We start from the raw sequence: 23205 nt of genomic DNA, 5'->3' as shown, positions 1-23205 counted from the left end.
TCTTGTTAATGAATCAAGGGTGTTGATAATACAATTATGGCTTTAGTTTCTTATGTGTGACTTAAGATTCTGGAAAATAGTAGCGTATCAGTCTAAGTGATGAAGAATCGAGCACAAAATTGATCTGCTTCAAAAAGACACGGACTTCAATCGGTATAGTGGTCACTGTCATCTGGGAGCGCACTTTAGGTTTCGTTGGTTTACCGGGCCTTGGCAGTGTGTGACTGAGTTGAGCAAGATGACAAACTTCCTTTTTTGAAGGCTGACTTTACTTTCTCCTCAGGTCTTCGACCTGATTTGCAATTGGCTTTATGTTAATTGATTTTCATACGTGATTTGCTTTCCACATATATACGTTGCCACACCTATTTGGTGTGGTTTTTTTTGCTCAAATTTCAGCGATGTTTTGTTTCAGCCTGTTTTCTGCCGCATCCCACTATGGCCCAAAGACGGGTGCAACAAGCGCAACCACAACGGATTTAGGTGCTCGAGCCTTACTTTTCTCGCAAATTTGTCGTCCCTGTCTATATTTGACACGCTGATTCAATTAAACGCCCGTTTTAATCTGATAACAAATTGGTTACACTCTTTCTGGTCTGACCTCTAAAAGCTAGCAAGGAGCGGCAATGAACTCTCCCCAAAACCTGACCACCCGTCAGGGAGAACGTATCGCAGTTGTAGCGGGCTTACGTACCCCGTTTGCAAGACAATCTACCGCATATGCTGATGTGCCCGCTGTCGATCTTGGCAAAATGGTTGTTAGCGAAATGCTAAATCGTACCGCGATTGACCCTAAGCTGATTGATCAGCTTGTGTTTGGCCAGGTGGTGCAAATGCCAGAAGCGCCAAACATTGCACGTGAGATCGTGCTTGGTACAGGCATGAATATTCATACTGATGCCTACAGCGTCAGCCGGGCGTGTGCCACTAGCTTTCAGTCTGTTGTTAACGTGACAGAAAGCATTATGTCGGGAACCATTGATATTGGTATCGCAGGTGGTGCGGACTCCTCGTCAGTGCTTCCTATTGGCGTGTCAAAGAAACTCGCGGCGACATTACTTGCTTTGAGCAAAGCCAAAACGCTCAGCAAGCGCATGAGTTTATTGAGCAAGCTTTCTTTGAAAGACCTCGCACCTGTTCCCCCTGCTGTTGCCGAATATTCAACGGGCTTGAGTATGGGCCAGACAGCAGAGCAAATGGCCAAGAGCCATCAAATTAGCCGTGCTGATCAGGATGCATTAGCGCACCGTTCTCATTCTCTTGCTGCAAAAGCGTGGGCTGATGGGCTGGTGCGTGATGAAGTGATGACCGCCTTCCCCGAACCTTATCGCGCGTGGATTGATAAAGATAACAACATCCGCGAAGACTCTAGCGTGGAAAGTTATGCAAAATTGCGTCCAGCATTTGACCGCAAACATGGTTCAGTGACGGCGGCCAACAGTACGCCTCTGACCGATGGTGCAGCTGCCGTGATGTTAATGCGTGAAGGCCGAGCTAAAGAGCTGGGTTTGGTGCCGCTGGGTTATATCCGCTCTTATGCGTTTGCCGCTATTCAAGTTGAGCACGACATGCTGATGGGCCCGTCCTATGCCACGCCAATTGCGCTAGATAGAGCGGGTATCACCCTTGCGGATCTCACCTTGATCGATATGCATGAAGCATTCGCCGCGCAAGCGTTGTCGAACGTGAAGATGTTTGGCTCAAAGACATTTGCACAGCAACAACTAGGTCGCAGCCAAGCGATCGGTGAAATCGATATGGATAAATTCAACGTGCTAGGTGGATCATTGGCTTATGGTCACCCGTTTGCTGCAACAGGCGCACGCATGATCACTCAAACATTGAACGAACTACGTCGTCGCGGTGGTGGTTTGGCATTGAATACCGCATGTGCTGCGGGTGGCTTAGGCGCTGCGATGATTCTGGAGGCTGAATAATGAGCGAACCAATGACCCCAAATGCCTTTTCGCTGCGTCACGGAGATGATGGCATTGCATGGCTGAGCATTGATGTGCCTGGCGAAAGCATGAACACACTTCAAGCGACCTTTGTTGATGAAATTAGCGGTATCTTGAGCGAGCTTGAAAGCAAAACTGACATCAAAGGCTTGGTACTGTATTCCGCTAAACCGGATAACTTTGTGGCTGGTGCAGACGTTCGCATGTTGGATGCCTGTGAAACAGCAGAAGACGCACAAGCCATTGCAGAGCAAGGGCAGAAGCTGTTTTCTCGTATCGAGAAACTGCCGTTTCATGTTGTCGCTGCGATTCATGGCCCATGTTTGGGTGGTGGCTTGGAATTGGCACTGGCATGTCACAGCCGTGTTGCCACTGACGACGATAAAACGCGTGTTGGCTTGCCTGAGGTTCAGCTCGGTTTGCTGCCAGGTTCGGGCGGTACACAACGTCTGCCTCGCTTGATTGGCGTTGCAGGTGCACTGGACATGATCTTGACTGGTAAGCAACTGCGTGCCAAAAAAGCCAAGAAAATGGGTGTTGTCGATGATGTTGTTCCCCATTCAGTGTTGCTTCGCGTTGCCGAAGAGTTGGCGCTGAAAGGCAAGCCTAAACGCCAGAATAGCTGGCAAAGCTGGGCCATGGGCGGCAATGCGTTGGGGCGCTCGGTGGTGTTTGATCAAGCGGCTAAGAAAACCCGCGCAAAAACCCGAGGTAATTATCCCGCTACCGAAGCCATTCTTGAAGTGATCAAGCATGGCTTGGACAAAGGTGTTGAGAAAGGGTTAGCGCTCGAAGCGAAACGCTTTGGCGAACTGGTGATGACCAATGAGTCTGCATCACTTCGCAGCATTTTCTTTGCGACGACCGCAATGAAAAAGGAAACAGGCGCAGATGCTGAACCAGATACGGTCACGGGTGTGGCTGTGCTGGGTGGCGGATTGATGGGAGCGGGTATTGCGAATGTGTCAGCGACCAAAGCAAACCTTCCTGTTCGCATCAAAGATGTTAGTAACGATGGTTTGCTCAATGCCATGAACTACAGCTACAAGCTGTTAGATAAAAAGCGCAAACGCCGCATTATTTCTAAGGCTGAATTGCAGTCACAAATGGCAAGGATCAGTGGCTCGACCGATTACAGCGGCATGAGTCGCTGTAACGTGGTGATTGAAGCGGTGTTTGAAGATCTTGACTTGAAACACAAGATGATTGCGGAAGTGGAAGACGCGCTGAGCGAAAATACGCTATTCGCAACCAATACCTCTTCGCTGCCAATTCACCAAATCGCGGCAAAGGCAAAACGCCCTGAAAATGTTGTCGGCCTACATTACTTTAGCCCCGTCGACAAAATGCCGTTGGTGGAAGTGATCCCTCACGCTGGAACGTCTGAGAAAGCCGTGGCGACCGTGGTTAAGCTAGCGAAAAAGCAAGGCAAGACCCCGATTGTGGTCGCGGACAAAGCCGGTTTCTATGTGAACCGCATCTTGGCACCGTACATGAATGAAGCGGCCATGACCTTGCTGGCAGGCGAGTCTGTTGAGCATATCGACAACGCCTTGTTGGATTTTGGTTTCCCTGTTGGTCCAGTCACCTTACTGGATGAAGTGGGCATCGACATTGGCGCGAAGATAAGCCCAATTTTGCTCAAGGAACTTGGCGAGCGCTTCCGTGCCCCAGACGTGTTCGATGTCATGCTTAGCGATGGCCGCAAAGGACGCAAAACGGGCAAAGGCTTCTTCGTCTACAACGGTAAGAAGAAAGAAGTCGATAAACGTGTTTACGGATTACTGGGCGTGCAACTTAAAAGCCAGTTATCAGGTCATGAACTGGCGATGCGTTGCGTACTGATGATGCTAAATGAAGCCGCTCGTTGTTTGGATGAAGGTGTGGTGAAATCGGCGCGTGATGGCGATATTGGTGCTGTGTTCGGCATTGGCTTCCCGCCATTCCTCGGCGGCCCGTTCCGTTACATGGATCATATTGGTATCAAGCGCCTTGTTGAGATGCTTGAACAGCATGAAGCGAAATATGGCGAGCGATTCGCGCCATGTGACATGCTCAAGGCCATGGCTGCCGAAGGGGAACGATTCTTCGAGTAATCAACGCTCAAATCAATACGTAAAAAAATCCCCGACCTCTAAGTCGGGGATTTTTTTTAATCTTTTTCTAACCGATTGCGTCGAAATTCCGCAATGGATTCAATTTTATTTGTCTCTTTGGGAATGCACTGGTCGGGATGCGCTCCGCCACAACTGTGCATGATTAGTCTGTCGGCAGTGCGAGGTTTGAGCTGCTCGACGACAAACTTCACCATGTCCGCACGTGCCATATTTTCAATCGCTTCGGCGACCTTCTTGCGCTGTTCAAATTTTTCATCTTTGTTGCCAATACTCACCCAAAGTCGCTGACCGCGTGCGCGCAGATTCGCATCAGGCTCATCAATTTGTGCAATCAAACCTTCTTTACTGGCTTGCCATTGTGCTTCGCTAAGCTCAAGCAGTACCAAGAAGAAAGCATTCAAGAAGTCATCAATCGCTTCTATCAGTTTAGTTGGGCCTGCTTGCGGCGATTGGACATAGAAAATCAAACCCGGATGGCGATTGAGTGGCATATTGCCTGAGCCAACCATGTAACCTAGCTGCTGCTTGGTGCGCAGTTCGTTGAAAAATGTTGCAGACATCAAATGCTGAGCAAAGGTGAACAGCGCCACATCTTGCGCCGTCGTACCATGGCTTTGGTAGTAAACCAGTACCGCTGAATCTTGGTTGCCGCAATCTAAATGATATGAAGCGCTTCCTACCCCTTTGAGCATGACGAGAGGGCGGATTGATTCCTGATAACGTTGATTATGAACGCGCAGTGCATTTTTGACTGATTCCGCTAGTGCGAGTGTCTGATGTTTCTGCCAGTTGCCGTAAACGAACATCTCAACGTGCAACTCAGACATCACCCGATGTACAAAATCGGGCAGGGCAGAGACCTCTAACGGTTCCAACGCCTCGATAAGTGTTTCATACGGTGGATTGTTTGGCTGCAATATGCCTGTCATGGCGTTATACAATCGGCTGATCGGTTTGTTCTGAGTGGCGTTCTTCCAGCTTCTTAACAGCTGCGTTTTTATGACCTGAAAACGCTCAGGCTTAAAGTCACGATTGGCAAATTTATCCAAGACCAAATCAAGCAAGATCGGCAGCTTTTCGTTGAACCCACTGAGTTTTAATGTCACGCCGCCTTGGTGAGCGTAGAGGTTATAACTTAAGCCAGCGACCTCGGCGGGGTAAGCCGCTTCGTTGATCGCCTCGAGCAGCATTTCGACACTGACGCGGGTTTTAACGATGTTCTCAACCGATTTCACAGCATAAGGGCTATCGATAGCGACATACACAACGCCTTTAGGCACGCGAAAATCGGTGTCTTGCAAATGCCAAAGGCAAAATCCTGGTAACTCTTGGATTTTCTCTGGCAGCGTGGTGTTTGGTGATGCCAGTTGCGCTGGGTCCAGTTCATAACTGATGAATGGATTGGGTTCTGGCAACGCGAGTTCTGGCGAGATCTCTGTAACCTGCCATTGCGTGCGCTGGGCATCAGTAAACGGCGTTACGCTATAGGGCGTGTCGTACCATTTTGCTTGCTTATCATATTGACCACCTTTGGCGATTAAGGTCAGGCGAAGGTGTTCAGGTGTCAGGTAGCTCAGCATTTGGCGGATCAAGTCTTCGTCGTACTTCGCCATGATGTAATCGCCATAAAGCACGTCTTCTGCGTCATAGTGCTGAATGTTAAGCACCATATGACTCACGGTATCAATGGGGCGAGAAGGCTCTTGGTAACGAAAGGCTTTTTCTTGTACGGCACGTTTTTCTTTGTAGCGCCATTCATTCAGACCTTGCTCCCGAATGAGGTGAATCGCCTGAAAAAGGTATGTCACAATGTCGTTGATATACCCAAGACCCACCTCGGTCAGACTGACACTGACGGTAAATTCCCGAAAGTTGGAGCCGCTAATGCCGCCACCCGCTGAGAGGTTATTGATATAACCTTTGTGCTTTAGTAATGACATCACACTGCCCGTGCCTTCGTAACCAAGCAGGCTAGCAATATAGGACAACGGTTTGATGCGATAGTGTTCATCGGTGGCGGGCATTGAAAAAGCCAACGTGAGTTTGCGGACGTCTTTCAACGGCTCTATGCGAATAAACTGTTGTCGCTGAGGGGCGTCGACAAAAGGCACATCGGGAATGAACAGCGGCAGATTGTGATTGGGGATCAGTTCAAAGGTTTCTTCGGCCAGCTCTTCTAGGGAATCGAGAGTAAAGGGTCCTGTAATGGAAGCGGCCATGAGATTGGCGCTGTAGTGGTTGCGATAAAAGTCGATCAGTTCATCTCGAATTGAGCTTCCTTCGTGATCTGCCAATGTTTCGGCGCTGCCAACTGAAAACTTTGAAAAGGGATGCGCAGGGTTGATCGTTTCTTTTTGTACCTGATAGATACGGCGAACATCATCTTGAATTTTTAGGCGGTATTCTGAATCAACCGCGTTGCGCTCTTTGTCTACTGCGTCCGCATTAAACAGAGGTGCTGAGAAAAACTGCCCGAAACGGTCTAGCGCTTCTTCAAAGTAATCGTGTTGAATATCAAAGAAGTATGTCGTGTTCTCAGTGCCCGTCCATGCGTTGTTGCTACCACCATGACGGCTGGTGAAAGACTGAAATTCGCCAACTTTGGGGTATCGTTCAGTCCCCAGAAATAGCATGTGCTCGAGAAAATGCGCCAATCCTTCACGATCAGCAGGGTCACAAAAGTGGCCAACATTGACAGTGAGTGCTGCGGCGCTTCGTGGCGCTTGTGCGTCTTCGATCAATAAAACACGTAACCCGTTGTCGAGTGTAATCTGACGATAGCCGCGGTGATCGTTAGGACTGATTTGCACAAAGCACCTTCACTGGTTGAGGCAAGGTCTTAATTATGACCACCTAAGCAAATTGAGGCAAACATCTGTGCGCTTTATCGTTCCAGAAAGATCAATTGGCTGGTAGCATTATCAGGAATCTAAGAAATTAACAGTAGTGATATGCGAATTTATATTATGCGCCATGGTGAGGCGCAGACGTTTGCTGCCAGTGACGAAGAACGACCATTGACCGATCGCGGAGAGCAGCAGTCAGTAGAAATGGCTCGTTGGCTCAAACAACAGTTACCCGAAGGGAGGCTGGATTTGGTGTTGGTGAGTCCCTATTTGCGTGCTCAGCAAACATGGGAAGCCTGCCAGGCCGTTTTACCTTCGGCGCAAAAAGTGCTTATTGAAGATGGTATTACGCCTTATGGTGACAGCGAGCATGTGGCATCGTATCTACGTGCCTTGGTGAGCGTTGATAATCCCTTGAGCATTTTGCTGGTCTCACACTTGCCGCTGGTGGGGTATCTCACTGCTGAGTTCGACGAAGACAGTCATGCGCCAATGTTTCCAACATCGTCAATTTCTTGCATCGAGTTTGACCCAGCGAGCGAGAAAAGCGTCGTTATGTGGTTGAAAAGCCCTTCCCAGTTGATGGGTTATGCATAGCGTGAACTGCTTTACGCCAACCTTACGTGTCTAGCGCATAGCTTTGCTTGTTTGAATGGTCAACAACGAAAAAACGCCCAACTGGGCGTTTTTTTATTGGCTGTTTTGTGGCTGTCTATTGGTGCGCATGAAGCAGTATTCACTTTATGGAGGCTACTTGAGGTTATCTTTCAGGGATCTCGATAAGCACCAATAGCGCCCCTGCGCCACCAAACTCAAGCGGTGCTTGATGAAATGCCAGTACATCAGGGTGCTGCGCCAGCCACAATGGGGTTTTCTGCTTTAATATGTGCTTTCCAATGCCATGCATGACGCAGGCACAGCTAATCCCTTCTTTGATGCACTCCGCGATCAGTGCGCCCATTTCACGCTTCGCTTCAAGTTGGGTCATGCCATGAAGGTCAAGAAACATGTCGGGCACGTAAACGCCACGTCGTAAACGCTTCACTTCATACTTAGACACACCCGTGCGTGCATATTGCGTTGGGCCATCTTCTTTCAGCAAGGGTTCAAACTCGTCTGAAAAATAAAAGGTGTGATCGCGTGCTGTCGAGTCAGAGAACTTCTTTCTCGATTGTTCCACTGTCTGGCGTCTTGGCGGGTTTATGGTATCCTGCTGCAGTTTTTTAACGCCTTTCACCGCATCGCGGAACAATGAAAAGTCATCGTCTGAGATCGGGGTTTTCTTACTCATAAGTCAATTCCAAATACCGATAGGCGCATTGTACCCAAAATAGAAGCAATGTCTCGCTGTCGGATTTGTAATTGTCTAAATCAATAGCGATGAACGCGGTGCGTTGGGGTGAATCAGGCTAGTGGAGGCCATTTTGGATAAAATTATTGTTGATGAAGTTGTCAACGAGTTGCGTACGCTGCAGGACATGCTACGTTGGACGGTAAGCCGCTTTAATGCAGCAGGTTTGTTTTACGGTCACGGAACGGATAACGCATGGGATGAAGCGGTGCAATTGGTGTTGCCAACGCTGTATCTGCCACTTGATGTGCCTGCAGATACTCGTCACTCCCGCCTGACGACCAGTGAGCGCCATCGTATTGTTGAGCGCGTCATTCGCCGTATCAACGATCGTACGCCAGTGTCTTACTTGACCAACAAAGCCTACTTCTGTGGTTTGGAATTCTTTGTTGATGAACGTGTACTGGTACCACGTTCGCCGATTGGTGAGCTAATCCAAAACCGTTTCAGCCCAATGTTGTCTGTTGAACCGACTCGCATCATGGATTTGTGTACCGGTAGTGGGTGTATTGGTATTGCGTGTGCATACGCTTTCCCAGACGCAGAAGTGGATTTGGTGGATATTTCTACCGATGCGCTCGCCGTGGCTGAGATGAACGTGCAAGATCATGGCATGGAGCAACAAGTGTTCCCAATCCGCTCGGATTTGTTCCGTGATTTACCAAAAGACAAATACGACCTGATTGTTTCTAACCCACCGTATGTGGATGAAGAAGACATGAACAGCCTGCCAGATGAATTCCGTCACGAGCCTGAACTGGGCTTGGCTGCAGGATCTGATGGCTTGAAACTGATGCGCCGTATTATCGCCAATGCGCCCAATTATCTGACCGAGCAGGGGGTTTTGATCTGTGAGGTGGGTAACTCCATGGTGCATGTGGAAGAGCAATACCCAGCGCTTCCGCTGACGTGGCTTGAGTTCGAAAATGGTGGCCATGGTGTATTCATGATGACCTATCAAGATCTGGTCAGCGTGGCAGACGAGTTCTCTATCTACAAAGACTAACCACCATCTATAAAGCTTAATCGCGTGAACTGCGGTTAATTCGCTATTAAAAAGGCTGAAAACATCTGTTTCAGCCTTTTTTTGTTTTCACATCCTACATTTTGTCGTGTTTGTTGAAATGAGCCCCGTTCTACAGAGGGTTGCCTGTTTTGCAGGCAAAAAGCTTTTGCTTCTCGTGCGCGGTTATGTTTCATTAACAAGCATGCAGTTATGCCTTAATAAAGGCAGCCAGTTAAAAGACAGAGGAAGTAATGGCAGGCAATTCTATTGGTCAGGTGTTTCGCGTCACCACCTTTGGTGAAAGTCATGGATTGGCATTAGGGTGTATCGTTGATGGTTGCCCGCCGGGACTCGAAATTTCAGAAGCGGATTTACAGATTGATCTGGACCGTCGTCGTCCGGGTACGTCGAAATACACCACGCAGCGTCGTGAAGCAGATGAGGTGAAATTCTTATCTGGGGTGTTTGAAGGCAAAACAACGGGCACGTCTATTGGCTTGTTGATTGAGAACACAGATCAACGTTCACAAGATTATTCCAAGATATCAGACCGTTTTCGCCCTGGTCATGCCGATTACACGTATCACCAGAAATATGGCATTCGCGATTATCGTGGCGGCGGTCGTTCGTCTGCGCGTGAAACCGCCATGCGTGTTGCAGCAGGTGCAATTGCTAAGAAACTCCTCAAACAGGAATATGGCATTGAAGTGCGTTGCTACCTGTCTGAAATGGGTGATGTGACCATCGACAAGGTTGATTGGGATCAGGTTGAGCAAAACCCCTTTTTCTGCCCAGATGAAACCAAACTTGACGCTTTGGATGAATTGATCCGCCAATTGAAAAAAGACGGTGATTCAATCGGTGCCAAATTGACCGTGGTGGCAAACAATGTCCCTGTCGGTCTGGGTGAGCCTGTGTTTGACCGTTTGGATGCGGATATCGCGTTTGCACTGATGGGCATCAATGCGGTGAAAGGCGTTGAAATCGGCGACGGTTTTGATGTGGTGAATCAGCGCGGTAGCCAACACCGCGATGAATTAACGCCAACTGGTTTTAAAACCAATCATGCCGGCGGCATTCTTGGTGGGATTTCGTCAGGGCAAGATATCGTTGCACACTTGGCGCTGAAACCAACATCCAGCATTACCGTGCCGGGAGAAACCATTAACGTCGACGGCGAAACCGTGGATGTGGTCACACGCGGTCGTCATGATCCTTGTGTCGGTATTCGCGCAGTACCCATCGCCGAAGCCATGGTGGCTATTGTGCTGATGGATCACCTGCTGCGTCACCGTGCGCAGAATGCGGGTGTCACCACCACGACGCCGAAGATTTAAGTGAAAGATGCTAGGGCCTAGGAAAAGAAGGTCCTAGACACAGCAAAAGCCAAGACAAGAGAAAAGGGCTGACAGTTCAAAACTGTCAGCCCTTCTATTTGTCTGTATCTGTGCCTATGTCTATGTCTATGTCTTAGGACTTAGGACTTAGGACTTAGGACTTAGGACTTAGGACTTAGAGCCTAGGTCCTTCTTTTCCTAGGGCGTTTTGCTCTTCTTCAGCAAAGCTAAACACAGGCAAACGCCAGCCAAATGTCACGGCGCAGATGCGAAAGGCGAAGCCCACAATCAGCGTAGAGAGTATCGCGTAGTTTTCGTTGATACCTAAGTGCTCGCCATAGGTGAACAGCCCCCAATACATCCAACCCGAGAAAAAGGCGATCGACGCATAAAGCTCTTTGTGTAACACCATGGGCTGGCGACGACAAAGCAAATCACGTAGTAAACCACCAAATATGCCCGTGACCACCGCAGACACGACGGTGATGAGGGGCGGTAATCCCATGTCTATCGCGACGCGGCAACCGATAATACTAAAGGCAATAAGGCCAAGAGAATCGAGCCAAACAAACAGCTTATGATTGCGTGCAACCCAAGAGGCCATCCAAGTGGTGACAATGCCCGCAACACACACGATCACCAGATAGTGCGGATTCGCGACCCAGCCTAAGGGGTAGTGCCCGAGCAAGATGTCTCGAACTGTACCACCGCCAATCGCGGTGCAACTGGCCACCAGCATGACGCCAAACCAATCCATATTTCTTCGACCTGCCGCGAGTGCGCCTGTCATGGCTTCGGCAGTAATGCCAATAATGTACAAAGTAGACAACAACATTATTATTCAGTCGGTTGCATTTCATGAGAGAAGGAGGTAGCGATTCTAAATGTGATGGCAATCACAAGCCAATGAAAATAGGCGAAGTCACACATGAATCAATTTCATGCTTATCGCGGATAAAATCGGCAAAATGGGCAATTATCACGGCGACAATAGGGCATGTGCTAGGTAAAATGCCGCCTGACTGATTTTGGCTGTAACCAGACATTTACAAATAACGCATGCATCACGATTACAACGACCTTATTTCTGTATTCAATCAGACATTTATTGAATCTTTTAACACTGAGTTATTACTCGGTGGTGACGAACCTATTTATTTCCCAGCCGATGAAACTCACACGAAGCATCGAATTATCTTTGCTCGTGGCTTTTTTGCATCTGCGATGCATGAAGTTGCGCACTGGTGTATTGCCGGTCCTGAACGTCGATTGCTGGAAGATTATGGCTACTGGTATCACCCAGATGGACGCGATGAAAAAACGCAGGCGGAATTTGAGAAAGTGGAAATAAAGCCACAAGCGGTAGAGTGGATTCTTTCTGCGAGCTGTGGTTTTCGCTTTCAAGTGAGCTGTGACAATTTGAGTGGCGTCGAGTCTGATCGCGCGGGCTTTACGGCCAAAGTGCGTGAGCAAGTGCTGATTTATCTCGATGAAGGTATGCCAGCGCGCGCAAAAACCTATTCAGATGCCCTCCGTGCGTTTTATCATCGTCCCACGTTGACGGCCGCAGACTTTACCTATTGATAACCATCCCGAATGCGTTTGGTATGAGAGAGATTATGATCCAAGACTACGAAGAACAGATCCTTGATTTGATAGACGCCATGGTAGAGACCGCGTCAGATGACGAATTGTTTGCAAGTGGGTATTTGCGTGGCCACATCTCATTGGCTGCCGCTGATTGCGAGCAAGATGGGGTTGATGATATTGAAGCGCTAAAGGTCTGTGTGGATGGTAGCTTGAAAAACAATGCCAACGAGCTAAGCCCTGCGGATCAAGTGCTGGTGGCGAATTTGTGGGCCTCTTTGCAAGCGAAAGCGGGCTGAAAGCCGTTGCAATAGACATCAACATCAATAAATACAAAGAAGGCGCTCAATGAAGCGCCTTCTTTATACTCGGAATCTATCAGCTCAGAATACTCACGTTTAACCGCCTAACATCACAGTGCTTTGCCTTTCAGTAACTTTCTGACCCACATGCGCCCCGGATGCAATGCATTAAGCACGTCAACGGGCAAAGGCAAAGGATCGCCACACAGTTGCGAAGCCAACAACTCACCTAGCAATGGTGCTGAGGTTAATCCGCGAGAGCCAAGCCCAAGTAGGCTGTAAAGGTTTGGGTAAACCGGCACATCCTGTGCAGTGTCTTTCGTGTCACGCAGGCCGCTGTAGCTATCAACCAGTTTGCTGTAATCACAGACATCACCAACAAACGGCAGATGATCTCGGCTGGCACAGCGCACACCAACACGCCCAGCACCGTGGTCAACATTGATAGCATTCGGCCATTGCGCAGGAATACAGTTAACTAAACGTTGTTTGTTATCGACTTGATCCGCCATGCGAAATGCTAACGAACTGTCATTACGGCTATAGCTTGCTCCAATACAATGGGTGTCATTTTTTGGGTTCACCGGCGTCAGATAACCATCATAACAAAGCACAGTTTTGAGCTTTTTCAGCTCAGTTGTGGTGTTGATATGACTCACTTGCCCACGCACTGAATAAGCTGGGATCGCGGCAGCTTGTTCAAACTGTGTGAACTCGTGACCATTTGCAATCACGACGGCATCGTGAGCAAACGTGTTGTCGTCGGTATGAAGCTGCCACTCGTTATCGCTGATATCTAGCTTTGTCACCTTGGCATTGAAATGACAAGTCAATAAACCAGTCGCCTCTGCTTTAGCGAGCAAGCCTTGTGTGAGTTGTTGGGGGCACAACCAGCCACCAAGGGGGTAACTGATGCCACCATGCACGGTGTCGATGTCGGTCATGGTTGCCGCTTGTTCGGCAGTGACAGCATGAACCAATGCCTCTGGATAGCCACCTTTGAGTAGTTTTTCTAGTTTATCCGCACTTTTCTCATCCCAGCCTAATTGTGTTACGCCGCACCAGTCATGATCAAAGTTAATGGTTTCAGCTGCTTGCTCAACAAACTGACGTGAGAACAAAAACGCGGGCGCAAAGAAGCGAGAAAGTACGTCACCACTGCCGTTGAGTAGCGGATACACCGCGCCCTGACGATTGCCCGATGCGCCAAGCCCTGGCTTGTCATGCTCGCAATAAAGCGTCACAGCTTTGCCTCGGCGAACCAAAGACAGCGCCAATGTGGCACTGGCGACACCGCCGCCCACAATCGCAATATTGTCGGCGAGGTCAGGAGGACAGCGCTTGTACCAAGGCGCTTGTTGTCGAGGCTGGTTACGTTGATTGATGGTGCCGACAATCATGTCACGCTTCGTGCCAAAGCCTTGGGTTTTTTTCATGTCAAAACCCGCATCGATTAAACCACGGCGGACAAAACCAGCAGCGGTAAACGTCGCGACGGTGCAGTGTTCTCGTGCGAGACGTGCCATGCCATCGAACAAAGATTGGCTCCACATCTCGGGGTTTTTGCTAGGCGCAAAACCATCAAGGAACCAGCAATCCACAATGCCATCATCCGATGTCCACACTTGAGGCATGCAATCTTTAATGTCACCAAACCACAAATCCAACGTCACCCGTCCATCAGCAAGGATAAGACGATGGCAGCCAGACACGGCAGCGGGGTAGTGCTGACGCAGTGCTTTTGCGTAGTCGGCCAGCTCAGGCCAAGACGCATGGGCTTTTTCAAGATCGATTTGTGTAACGGGAAACTTCTCAAAACTGATAAAATGCAGCTGTTGCGTTTTGGCTTGCGGGTTGTCTGCACAAAACGCATCAAACCATTGCCACGTGGCGAGAAAGTTTAGGCCAGTTCCAAAGCCAGTCTCTGCGATAACAAAGCGGTCTCGCTCGAATTGTTGCCAGCGTGCCGGAAGATGATTTTGATGTAGGAACACATAGCGCGTTTCTTCCAAGCCATTGGCGTTAGAAAAGTACACATCGTCGAAATTATCAGATACCGGTGTTCCAGCATCATTCCAGTGGATTTGGGCATGTTCGATACGGGGTTGGGTCACAAGCCTTGCCTTAATTAACAGTGTATTTGCACTCAGATCGCGGATTCTATCGTCAATTCCGCGGAAATTACAGAAACTCAGGGGCGTGTGTGCGAGTATGGAAAAGATTTTCAGCTTACACGCGTACTCTAGGAAAGCTGACCACTTTAGATGAGCAAAAACGCTATCATCGGTGCGAACTCGAATTGTAGGAACAAAAGATGAAACGAGCCGTAATTACAGGTATGGGAATTGTTTCCAGCATCGGTAACAACGTAAAAGAAGTGCTGGAGTCTTTGAAGACGGGTAAATCAGGGATCAGTTTTTCCCAGCAGTTCGCGGACATGAAACTACGCAGTAATGTTTGGGGCGATTTAAAGCTCATTCCCGCAGAGCATATTGATCGTAAGAAATTTCGTTTTATGGGCGATGCCGCAGGCTTCGCTTATCTGTCAATGGAACAAGCCATTGAAGATTCAGGTCTGACTGAAGATATGGTCTCTAATGACCGTACCGGTCTGGTTGCTGGTTCTGGTGGTGCGTCTTCTATTAACCAAGTGCTGGCGACAGACACGTTGCGCGAGAAAGGGGTAAAACGTGTTGGACCTTACATGGTGCCTCGTACCATGTCGTCTACCGTTTCAGCGTGCTTGGCAACGCCATTTAAAATCCGTGGTGTGAACTACACCATGAGTTCAGCCTGTGCGACTTCTGCACACTGTATCGGCCACGCGGTAGAGCTTATCCAATTGGGTAAACAGGACGTGGTATTTGCAGGTGGCGGTGAAGAACTCGATTGGTCATTGACCATGATGTTTGACGCCATGGGCGCGTTGTCGACCAAATACAATGATGACCCTTCAAAAGCGTCACGCACCTATGATGCAGACCGCGACGGTTTCGTTATTTCTGGTGGCGGCGGCATGATGGTGATCGAAGAGCTTGAGCATGCGCTTGCGCGTGGTGCGAAAATCTACGGTGAAATCGTCGGCTATGGCGCAACGTCTGATGGCTACGACATGGTTGCCCCTTCGGGTGAAGGCGCTATCCGTTGTATGAAGATGGCGATGCAAGATGTGGACAGCATTGACTACATCAACACGCACGGCACTTCAACGCCAGTGGGTGATGTGAAAGAGTTAGGCGCGATTCAGGAAGTGTTTGGCCACAACAGCCCAGCTATTTCTGCTACCAAAGCGATGACAGGTCACGCATTGGGCGCTGCAGGTGTTCACGAAGCGATTTATTCAACACTGATGTTGGAAAATAACTTTGTTGCTCCGAGCATTAATATCGACAACCTTGACCCTGCTGCTGAAGGCCTTGATATCGTGACTGAAATGCGCGAGCAAACGCTGACAACTGTGATGTCGAATAGCTTCGGTTTTGGCGGTACTAACGCCACACTGGTGATTAAAAAATACGAAGGATAAGCGAAAACGCTGTCTCTCGTTGCGACAAGCCTGTCACTGGCTTGTTGTTTAAGATTTTCCGGGAAGTTGGCATCATGCCTACAACAGACGCAGGTATTGACCGTTGAGAGCCGGTCTCTATCTTTCAGATCCTGGATTTTACCCGGCCATTGGTCGGGTTTTTTCGTTTTAAGTCGCAAGGAAAAGCGTCACAATAGCGTCAGTGAGTTTGATTGAAGAGAGCATTGCGTGAATATCCTGATTGATGAAAATATGCCGTATGCCGCGGCACTATTCAGTAAACTGGGAACGGTGACAGCCAAAGCGGGTCGTACACTGACGGCAGACGACTTGGTTGATGTGGATGCCTTGATGATCCGCTCCGTGACCAAAGTGGATGAAGAATTATTAGCGAAAGCTAATCGCCTTAAGTTTGTGGGAACGGCAACCGCCGGGACTGACCACGTCGATGCAGAATTGCTGGCTTCGCGAGGTATTCATTTCACTGCCGCACCGGGTTGCAACAAGGTGGGGGTGGCAGAATATGTCATCAGTGCGCTTTTGGTACTGAGTCAGCAGCAAGGCTTTACGCTCACTGATCGTAAAGTTGGCATCATTGGGGCTGGGCAAGTTGGGAGCTATCTTTCCAAATGTCTCAGCGCACTGAATATTGAACATTTGCTTTGTGATCCTATAAAAGAAGCTGAAGGTGATGAGCGCGCGTTTCATTCGCTACCAACCCTACTTGCAGAGTGCGATGTGATCACGACGCACACACCGATCACACGGGCAGGCAAATACCCAACACATCATTTGATTGGGAAAAAAGAACTGGCTGCGTTGAAGCCAAACAGTATTTTGATCAATGCCGCTCGTGGACCGGTTGTGGACAATGATGCGCTCAAAGCCGCATTGCAAGCAGAAAAACTAACAGCCGTGTTGGATGTATTTGAATTCGAACCGGAAGTGGATCTAGAACTACTGCCGCTATTGGCTTTTGCCACGCCTCATATCGCAGGATATGGCCTAGAAGGCAAAGCCCGTGGCACCACCATGATTTACAACGCCTACTGTGATTTTCTCGGAAATAGCGAAGAGCACGTAGCGGCGAGTTCACTGTTACCTATGGCACCGATCCCGCGTGTTGAATTAAGCCAGCCTTGGAACAACGCAGATCTTATGGCGCTCTGTCAGCTGGTTTATGACATTCGCCGAGACGATGCTGAGTTCCGCCGAGAAATGGCCGATGTTGCTCAGCAGCGCATAAGCTTTGACCGCTTACGCAAGAATTACTGGGACAGACGTGAGTACAGTGCGATTACAGTAGCGGGCAAGGCCGAGTTTGGGTTAGAGTCGCTCGCTAAATTAGGTTTTACCGTAGAGGAATAAACATGACACAAGAATTCGATGTGGCTTTTGATATCGCTGTATTAGGTGCAACGGGCGCTGTTGGCCGCACCATTATCGAGGTATTGGAAGAGCGTAAATTCCCTGTGCGCAATCTTTACTTGCTGGCAAGTGAGCGCAGTGCCGGTGAAACCATTCGTTTCAATGGCAAAAGCATTCTGGTGAAAAACGTCGAAGACTTCGATTGGAGTCAGGTGCAGTTAGCACTGTTTTCGGCTGGCGCAGAATTGTCAGACCGTTGGGCGCCGATTGCCGCTGATGAAGGTGTGGTGGTTATCGACAACACCTCACGTTTCCGTTACGAGCATGATGTTCCATTGGTCGTGCCAGAAGTAAACCCAGAAGCGATTGCGGATTTCCGTAACCGCAACATCATTGCCAACCCAAATTGCTCGACCATTCAAATGCTGGTGGCACTGAAGCCAATTTATGATGCAGCAGGTATTGAGCGCATCAACGTGGCAACCTATCAGTCAGTGTCTGGCTCAGGCAAAAAAGGCGTTGATGAACTGGCTGGTCAAACTGTAAAACTACTGAACAGCCAAGATGCAGAGCCTAGCTTGTACAAAAAGCAGATCGCATTTAACTGTATACCGCATATCGACGAGTTCATGGACAACGGCTACACCAAAGAAGAAATGAAAATGGTGTGGGAAACGCAGAAGATATTGGGTGATGACACGGTTGCCGTGAACCCAACCTGCGTGCGAGTGCCTGTTTTCTATGGTCATGCTGAAGCCGTGCATATCGAATGCCGTCAACCTATTGACGCAACCGAAGCCATGGATTTACTGTCACGTGCGGAAGGCGTGGAAGTCTATATGGGTGAAGAGTACCCAACGCAAGTGAAAGAAGGCACGGGTCAAGACCACGTTATGGTCGGTCGCATTCGCAACGACATCAGCCATCCCAATGGTTTAAACATGTGGATTGTGGCAGATAATGTCCGCAAAGGGGCGGCAACTAACTCGGTTCAAATCGCCGAAGTCCTTGTGCGCGATTACCTTTAATCGCCTAAAACAACCGGTATCGAGTGATCTCGTGCCGGTTGTTTGATCACAAAACACAGTTTTATCTTCTCACACTACAGTTTTCACTCAAGCTTCCGATATAGTTAGGGAAATAACCTAATCCCAACCACAGTAAGAACTTAACCATACATTGCGACGCAAAAATCATGATTTACTTTGCGCGGATACTGCCATATCGCAGGGCTGATTTCTCATGAGCAGTGATGCTGTGATACGTTTCCCCCGCAAGGCTGGTTCGATATTTGCAGTGTTTTGGAATAAGCCTATTATTCTGCCATAGGGGAATGCGGGCAGTGTCCGACGCAGATTTTTATAACGCCATGAAGCGAACGCTTTCTTCACCAATCGCTAGCCGTCGACTCGGCAAAATTCTTGCAGCCTCAACATTGGTGTTGAGCCTCGCTGCGACCTTTTCTGTGCATTCAGCCATTCGAATTCTTGGCCCTGTTGAAGAGTCGCCGCCACCGAGTGCCGTCACGCCTTTATCCCAAACGACGCAAGCGCCCTCGACAGTCAATCGCCGTCAATCTGTTGGCCCTACGCGAGACAACGATACCCTTTGGTCTATCGCAACCCGCTATCAGCCGAACAATGCCGTCACTGTCTATCAAACCTTAGGCGCGATTTTCCGTTTAAACCCCAACGCATTTGAAGACCAAAATATTCACGGTTTAGTGCCCGGCAGTACGCTAATGATGCCGACACTGACCGAGATCCGTCGCGAGAGCACGGACGATGTCGCCCAGCGTCTGCAAATTGATCAAGCGCGCAAAGATGCTCAACGCGGCGTGAGTCGTCAGCCATTAAGCCAGCAAGTCTCGGCGCCAGTGGCCACACCAAGACCAGCCCAAAAACCAGTTGCTTCCGAGGAAAAAGCACCAAAACCTGCCGCAGAAATGATGCCAGCCGACGCAGAGATGGCGCAGTCTGAATCATTGCCTGAGGCAGAGATGAAAGCCAAAGAAGCCGCGGGTAGTGATACGACACCGCCTAAGCCAGATATGGGCGCGGTACAAAACCAAATCAACCAGTCTGATCTGCAAATGGGCAAACTGGTTGAAAGCAATCACATCCTGAAAATTCGTCTTGCTGAAGTGCAAAACGAGTTGGTTGCACTGAAAGATCAGATGAGTGCCGACGAAGAACTTACCGAGGAGATTAAATCTTTCTTGGAAGCGCAGCGTATGCGTCAAGCTCAAATGGAAATGAAAGAGCCTTCTTTCATGGAATCACTGATGGCTAGCCCGCTCATGTTGGCAACGGTCGCCATTATTCCAGCACTTCTGGTGATTGGCGCTGCTGCCTTTATCATCATGCGTCGACGCAAAGACGATGATGACGTTCCTGAGCCGGAAGGACTAGACGGCGCTGATCCGGATATGAACGTCATCATGGTGCCGGATGTCGAGGACGACGACGAGCTTGTGCTGGAAGATGACGAGCTAGAAGTGACAGACGATACTGACGCCGATGATCTATTTGGCGATGATGGCATCTTTGATTCAGAGCTGGATGACATTAATTTGTCTGACACCTTGGAGCTGTCTGATGAGCCTTCGGAGTCAGGGTTAGATATTGATAATGACACTGACTTTGGTGGTGAAACGGATCTGAGTTCATCATTGGATGCTGATTTGGATTCCATGTTGGATGACGACTTCCAAACAGGCACTGATTTAGGCGTTGCAGCAAGTACAGAAGGCGCGATTGGTCTTGAGGACATGGAACGCGCCCTTGATGAAATGGCGTCCCAACCTGAAGAGACAGAGCTGAGCCCTGATGAAGCGCTGGCAGCCATGTGGGAGCAATCACTCAGCGAAGGCAGTGACAGTGATGTTGATGACATTGATGCCTTGCTGAACGCGACACAAACGACGGATGAACCAGAAACTTCAGAGTCAGAAACGGTCGATGTTTTGTCTGAAGAGCTTTCACCTGAATCCGAGACCGATGTTCTTGATGACGCGCTCAATGATCTGGACGACGAAACCACTAACGAAGCGCTGTTTGATAAAGTGCTTGATGACGAGCCAGAATTGGACTTATCGCAAGATATCGACCTGTCTGACGACGATCTGGACGACATTCTTAATGAAACAGCAACGGCATCCGCCTTTGATGAAAGCGAAGAGCCACAAAGCGCTGATCTAGATAGCGAACTCAGCGAAGACAGCACAGCATTGCTCGACGAGTTCTTAGACGATGATATCGATCTAATTAGCGATTCTTCTTTAGAAGAAGCCGACGAAACCGATTTACAGCTCGACAATACCGATGCCCTTCTTGATGAACTTCTAGATGACGAATTACTGGATGAAGATGGCAACCCGTTAACGTCACAAGAGGGCGACGACACGGATGCATTGTCACTTGATCCTATGTCAGATGATGAGGATGACATTTCTGACAGCGATGCGTTGCTGGATGAGCTTGTCGGTGATGACGACATTGATCCGTTAGACGAGAGCGCATTGCTCGATGAAGCCATTGATGATGACGATATGTTGTCTGAATTAATCGGCGACGGCAGTGATGCGGAAGATCTTGATCTCGCCGGCACAGACGTATTACTCGACGAGCTTGTGAGTGAAGACGATGAGCTCGAAAACGATGAGCTCGAAAACGACAGTGTGCTGCTCGGTGAGGATGATCTAGAGGACGAAGATCTTCTTGGTGACGATCTCATCTCGATTGATGACGGCGAGTTTGACCTCGATAAGCCAGAAGAACCCGCTGCCACTGATGCTGAGTTGGAAAAAGCGTTAGAGCCAGAACCAGAACCAGAACCAGAGCAATCACAAGACATTGAACACGCAGAGGCTGATAGTGACATCACTGAACTTGAAGAATTGGTGGCAGAAGCCTCTGATGAACTCAACCTTGAGCCCCCTGCGTCTGAATCAGACCTCGATCTGCTTGATGATTTACTGGAACAAGACGATGAGCCTGAGTTCGCGCAGGAACAAGCGCATGAGCAAGAAGAAGTCGCATCAACAAACAGTGAGTCAGATCCGCTAGACGGCGAAGAGCGTGAAATACCAGAAGCATCACAAGAAGACATTGATCTGTTAGATAGCCTTTTAGGTGAAGAACAGGAAGAGGGCGCTGATGCGTCGTCAGATGACGATGACATGGCTGCGCTTGTTGATGATACTCCTGCCGCTGAGGCACCAGAGTCTGAAAGCACGGAACTTGAAACCGAATTTAGCGAGCCAGCAGAGGACGTTGCAACAGCCAACGATGAAGCGGATCTCGATGATGCGCTGGCAGCGATAGAGCCATTTGAGCAAGCGTCTTCGGAGAGCGCTTCCGAAGAGACAGAATCTGCCGACGTCGAAGCCGAAGAGCTGGAAACCGAAGATCTTGAAGCCTCAGAGGGTGATGAAACAGTCACCGCAGATGCCGCGCCTCTCGATCTTTCATCCTTACCAGAATATGACGAAGAAGCCGCGCTTGCAGATAGTGACTTTGATGAAGCTGAATCTGATGAGCCAGTAGAGGCTGACCTTGAAGAAGCATCATTCGATCTTGACAATCTGCCTGAATATACTGAAGAAGATGCAGCCGTCGATTTCGATGTAGCGCATTCAGCACCAAGCGACGCGTTGAATAAAGAAGATATTGCTGCGCTTGATGTTGAAGACACTGATGTTGAAGACACTGATGTTGAAAATGATGTCGACGCAAAATTAGACTCAGACACTGAATCTGCAACTGAGCGTCAAGAAACACAAGAGGAAGCGCCATCGCTTGCTGATGAACCAGAGTCATCGTTTACCGCGACCGAAAACAACACCCTCGCATTCCCACCTGTTGATCCGATTAGCTTGGACGATTTGGGTGAATTTGATGAAGATGATGCACTCGGCGCGGCGCTTGATGAGCAACGCGAACTTGATGAGGCGGTGCCTGAAAGTGATCGCAGCCAGTTCTCGCAGCCTTCTGCGCCTGTTTCGCAGGCATCGTATCGTGCCGCTGAACTGAATGAAATTGCCGAACTGGACGATGATGAGCACCAAGTCGCTGGGCTCAACATGGAAGCGCTGCTTTCAGAGCCCCTAGACGACGAGCCTATGGCGCTTGGTGACTTTGAGACCGAAACACCCGACACCCATGAGGCGATGAGTGCGCGTGAAGCCTCAGACCTTGAGAATGCACTGGAAGGTGATGACGAGTTTGATGTCCATGAAACGCTAGATGCTTCTGACGAGCAAGATATCCCAGAAGACGAAAGCGGCATTTGGGATGCAGAGCAAACACCAGAACCTGAACTGGAAAGCGAAGATTGGTCCCAGCAGCCGGAAATTCTTGGCGATGACATCAAATCCATGGACTTGGATGCAGACCTAGAAGGCTTGCTTGAAGAGGCTGAGAGTGAGCTTGTTGAAGCGACGTCGTCAGATGATGGATTTATCAGTATTGATGAGCTCATGAAAGATGATGGCTTGCCACAAGAAGATCCAGATTCGGTCAAAATGGATTTGAATGTTGGTCTGGAAGATTTCCCTGATGTGCTCAATGACATTCAAGCTGTCGATGTGGATAGCAGCGGTGAAGCGGCAACTAACATGGACTTGGCTAAGGCCTATTTAGAAATGAATGATGTAGATGGTGCGATTCAGTTGCTTGAGCAAGTGATGCAAGGTGATGATTCAAACCTCAAAGAAGAAGCCAGAATGATGATTGAGAAGCTTCACTAAGCGGCGTGTCATCTCGCCCATCTCGTTTAGGTGAATCAACGGCAGGGGAAACCCCGCC

At 49.2% G+C, this 23205-nt stretch carries 15 protein-coding genes; 11 read left to right on the top strand and 4 right to left on the bottom strand.

Features of this window, described 5'->3' with window-relative positions:
* The first annotated feature begins 626 nt into the window (after positions 1-626).
* Positions 627-1937 (top strand): acetyl-CoA C-acyltransferase FadI, encoded by a 1311-nt coding sequence (fadI, locus tag AB8599_RS11365; RefSeq protein WP_407331033.1) that lies wholly within the window; start codon positions 627-629, stop codon positions 1935-1937.
* Positions 1937-4054, top strand: a complete 2118-nt coding sequence (fadJ, locus tag AB8599_RS11360) for a fatty acid oxidation complex subunit alpha FadJ (RefSeq protein WP_407331032.1) — start codon at positions 1937-1939, stop codon at positions 4052-4054. Before fadI ends, fadJ begins: the two co-directional genes overlap by 1 nt.
* Before the next feature lie 56 nt (positions 4055-4110).
* On the opposite strand, the gene AB8599_RS11355 is transcribed toward fadJ, so the two are convergent.
* Positions 4111-6885 carry an insulinase family protein gene (locus tag AB8599_RS11355; protein ID WP_407331031.1) on the bottom strand — a complete coding sequence of 925 codons (2775 nt, stop codon included), beginning with the start codon at positions 6883-6885 and terminating at the stop codon, positions 4111-4113.
* 141 nt (positions 6886-7026) lie between these two features.
* On the opposite strand from AB8599_RS11355, the gene sixA reads away from it, so the two are divergent.
* Positions 7027-7518: a phosphohistidine phosphatase SixA gene (gene sixA, locus AB8599_RS11350; protein WP_407331030.1), complete on the top strand. Its 492-nt coding sequence runs from the start codon at positions 7027-7029 to the stop codon at positions 7516-7518.
* Positions 7519-7681: 163 nt separating this feature from the next.
* On the opposite strand, the gene smrB is transcribed toward sixA, so the two are convergent.
* Entirely contained in the window at positions 7682-8212 is a 531-nt protein-coding gene (gene smrB / locus AB8599_RS11345; RefSeq protein ID WP_407331029.1) for an endonuclease SmrB, read from the bottom strand.
* Between the two features lie 133 nt (positions 8213-8345).
* Here smrB and prmB point away from each other — a divergent pair, with 133 nt between their 5' ends.
* Both prmB and aroC read left to right on the top strand, forming a co-directional pair.
* Complete coding sequence (gene prmB / locus AB8599_RS11340; protein WP_407331028.1) at positions 8346-9278, top strand: 50S ribosomal protein L3 N(5)-glutamine methyltransferase; 933 nt, start codon at positions 8346-8348, stop codon at positions 9276-9278.
* Between the two features lie 251 nt (positions 9279-9529).
* A complete protein-coding gene (gene aroC, locus AB8599_RS11335; protein WP_407331027.1) occupies positions 9530-10615 on the top strand; it encodes a chorismate synthase in 1086 nt (361 codons plus the stop codon).
* Between the two features lie 175 nt (positions 10616-10790).
* On the opposite strand, the gene AB8599_RS11330 is transcribed toward aroC, so the two are convergent.
* The gene (locus tag AB8599_RS11330) at positions 10791-11450 is read right to left on the bottom strand and encodes a trimeric intracellular cation channel family protein (protein WP_407331026.1); all 660 of its coding nucleotides are present in this window, start codon (positions 11448-11450) and stop codon (positions 10791-10793) included.
* A 224-nt stretch (positions 11451-11674) separates the two neighbouring features.
* On the opposite strand from AB8599_RS11330, the gene AB8599_RS11325 reads away from it, so the two are divergent.
* The gene (locus AB8599_RS11325) at positions 11675-12199 is read left to right on the top strand and encodes an elongation factor P hydroxylase (RefSeq protein WP_407331025.1); all 525 of its coding nucleotides are present in this window, start codon (positions 11675-11677) and stop codon (positions 12197-12199) included.
* A gap of 35 nt (positions 12200-12234) precedes the next feature.
* Positions 12235-12501 carry a YfcL family protein gene (locus AB8599_RS11320; RefSeq protein ID WP_407331024.1) on the top strand — a complete coding sequence of 89 codons (267 nt, stop codon included), beginning with the start codon at positions 12235-12237 and terminating at the stop codon, positions 12499-12501.
* Between the two features lie 113 nt (positions 12502-12614).
* Here the strand turns inward: AB8599_RS11320 and mnmC are convergent, their stop codons facing one another.
* A complete protein-coding gene (gene mnmC, locus AB8599_RS11315; RefSeq protein WP_407331023.1) occupies positions 12615-14618 on the bottom strand; it encodes a bifunctional tRNA (5-methylaminomethyl-2-thiouridine)(34)-methyltransferase MnmD/FAD-dependent 5-carboxymethylaminomethyl-2-thiouridine(34) oxidoreductase MnmC in 2004 nt (667 codons plus the stop codon).
* A 200-nt stretch (positions 14619-14818) separates the two neighbouring features.
* On the opposite strand from mnmC, the gene fabB reads away from it, so the two are divergent.
* From fabB to AB8599_RS11295, 4 genes are all read left to right on the top strand, one after another.
* Positions 14819-16030, top strand: a complete 1212-nt coding sequence (gene fabB / locus AB8599_RS11310) for a beta-ketoacyl-ACP synthase I (protein WP_407331022.1) — start codon at positions 14819-14821, stop codon at positions 16028-16030.
* Between the two features lie 228 nt (positions 16031-16258).
* Positions 16259-17398: a 4-phosphoerythronate dehydrogenase gene (locus tag AB8599_RS11305; protein ID WP_407331021.1), complete on the top strand. Its 1140-nt coding sequence runs from the start codon at positions 16259-16261 to the stop codon at positions 17396-17398.
* Between the two features lie 2 nt (positions 17399-17400).
* The gene (locus tag AB8599_RS11300; protein WP_407331020.1) at positions 17401-18426 is read left to right on the top strand and encodes an aspartate-semialdehyde dehydrogenase; all 1026 of its coding nucleotides are present in this window, start codon (positions 17401-17403) and stop codon (positions 18424-18426) included.
* A gap of 305 nt (positions 18427-18731) precedes the next feature.
* Positions 18732-23147, top strand: coding sequence for a FimV/HubP family polar landmark protein (locus AB8599_RS11295; protein ID WP_407331019.1), 4416 nt, complete (start codon positions 18732-18734; stop codon positions 23145-23147).
* Positions 23148-23205: the final 58 nt, after the last annotated feature.

Origin of the sequence: Enterovibrio litoreus (assembly GCF_045679545.1) — a bacterium.
GTDB lineage: Bacteria > Pseudomonadota > Gammaproteobacteria > Enterobacterales > Vibrionaceae > Enterovibrio.
Note: the sequence above shows the minus strand (reverse complement) of the source record. Positions and strands in the feature narration are given on the sequence as shown.